The sequence below is a fragment of the Mycobacterium sp. genome (assembly GCF_039583805.1).
Classification (GTDB): Bacteria; Actinomycetota; Actinomycetes; order Mycobacteriales; family Mycobacteriaceae; genus Mycobacterium.
In genome coordinates this window covers 1-2348 of record NZ_JAVKSH010000125.1, presented here as the reverse complement: position 1 = coordinate 2348, position 2348 = coordinate 1, and the positions used below count along the sequence as shown (strand labels likewise).

The following is a 2348-nucleotide window of genomic DNA, read 5'->3' as shown; positions in this document are numbered from 1 at the left end:
AGCCGCTCGGTCTCCTCGGCGCTGATCTGCAGCACTTTGCGGCAGACTTCGCGGGTGTCCTGGCCGGGCAGCGGCGCGGGGCGCTGCGGCGCCGGCGGGATATGACGAAACGGCGCGGGCCCGGTCTCAGCCGGCAGCGGATGGTCGAACAGCGGATGCGTCATGTCGCTGAACAATTTTCGGTGTCGAAGCTGCGGGTCGTCGAGGATGTCGGGCGGGCGGTTCATCGGGCCCGCGGCAACTCCGGCGGCCTGCAGAGCCTCGGCGACCTGCAGCGGGGCGCGGGCGCGAGTCCACTCCGACAGCAGAGCCGTCATCTCGCGGCGGTGCGCCACCCGCGACTCGCCGGTGGTGAAACGCTGGTCGCCGGCCGATTCGGGCGAGCCGAAAACTGTTGTGGCCGAGCGCCAATCGTCATCGGATCGGATCGAGATCACGCACCACTCGTCGTCGCCGGCGCAGGGGCAGACGGCATGCACACCGGTGTCGTCGAACGTCTGGCGGCCACCCGTGGCGCGTGCGGCTTCGGTGACGTAGAGGGTGTCTAGTTGGTTGACGACGGCCTCGGCCTGGGAGACGTGGATGCGGGTCCCGGCGCCGGTTCGGTCCCGGTGGATCAGCCCGGCCAGCGCCCCGATCGCGGTGATCCGCCCCACCACGTGGTCGGGAAAGACCGTCGTCGCGTCGTAGAACGGATGCCGGGACTGCGCCGCCTCCTCCGCCGTCCACAACTTGGTGACGCCGGTGGTGGCGCGGACCAGTGGGCCGTAGCCCAGCCGAGCGCTCCACGGACCGCTGTCCCCGAAGGCGCTGCTCTCGGCGAGGACGATGCGCGGGTTGATGCTGTGCAGCACCTCGAACGGAAAGCCAAGCGCGGCAAGGGTTCCCGGTTTGAAATTGGCGAACACCGCATCGGCTTCGGCGACCAGGCCGGCGAAGATCCGGTGACCCTGCGGGCTGCGGAGGTCCAGCCCGAAGCCCAGGTTGTTGCGATGCGTCCATGCGAACGACTCGCTCATCGCGTCGCCGACGCGGGCCTGCCGCAAGCCGTCGGGATAGGAGGCGCTTTCCACCTTGATGACCTCGGCGCCGAGATCGCCGAAGAGCCGGCTGAGTTCGCCGCCGGCGACGATGATGCCCAGATCGACGATCCGCAGCCCTTCGAACGGACGACTGGCACCGGCGGCGCCCCCCGCCGGCGCCGCCGACGGGCCGGCGAGCCAGTGCGGCCCGTCCCGCCCGGGCGGCGGCGTCGGCGTGCGGAAGCCGACGTGGCGCCCGTCGACGGCGAAGTAGCCCACCGGGACGGTGGCGCGCACACCGGGCGCCAGTTCGGCCTCGGTGATGGCGCCCCGCGACCGGAAATGCTGCGAGGCCAGGATCTGCGCGGGCGACAACACCGCCGCGATCGGCACGCCGTGCCGTTGGCCCGCCGTCACCAGCGCCGCCATGGTCTGTCCGGCGAACAACTGCTCGATCAGCACGCCGATCCGCGACCACGCCGCGAACCGCGCGGCGATCACGTCGTATGCGGGGTCCTGGAATTCGTCGGGCTCCCCCAGCCAGGCCCGCAGTCCGTGCCACTGCCGAGGCGACATCACACAGATCCGGACGTGGCCGTCCCGACACGGGTAGATCGGGTAGGCGTCCTGATTTTTCGGACGTCCCCGCCACCGGTTGGGACGCCGGATCCCCGCCGCCGCCTGCCCGTGCGCGCCGAAGGGCGGGTCAAGCGCCATCACCACCGCGTCGAACCGGGCGAAGTCGATGTAATCGCCTGTACCGCAACGTAACCGGTGGTAGTAGGCAGCCAGCGCGGCCCAGGCGGCCTGCACGGCGGCGGTCGCGGAGGCGATACCGTCCGGCGGTAGCACGGGTGTTCCCGTGCTGGGGCCCGACCGTGACAGCGGCCCCGCCAGCGCGTAGAGCACCGGATCGGTGGCGCGCCACGCCGCACGCGGGCCCGTCGTGCCGAAGTCGGTGATCGACAGCGCCACCAGGTGGGGGTACCGGTCGGCCAGCGCCGCGCAGGAGCTGCCGTACGCGGCGGCCTGCCCGGGAATGCCGGTGTCGACGAGGATGTCGGCGCCACCGGCGAGCTCGAGGAAGCGGCCGCGGTCGCCGGGCTCGGACGGGTCCAGCACCACGCTGCGCTTGTTGGCGTTGTGCAGCGCGAACGGCACACCGACGCCGGCCAGCGTCGGTGCCCGGCCGCGCGCCGGGCTGCCGCCCGGCGGCTCCACCTTGAGGACGTCGGCGCCCAGATCGGCGAACAGCCGGGTCACCGCGTCGCCGTCGTCGCCGGCGAGGTCGAGCACCCGAAGCGCCGCCAGCAGCCCGTCGACCAT

At 72.1% G+C, this 2348-nt stretch carries 1 protein-coding gene; it reads right to left on the bottom strand.

The features are described 5' to 3' along the window. Nucleotides 1–2348, bottom strand: a 2348-nt coding sequence (locus ABDW21_RS14835) for a CoA transferase (protein WP_343710639.1), incomplete at both ends; no start/stop codon positions are given.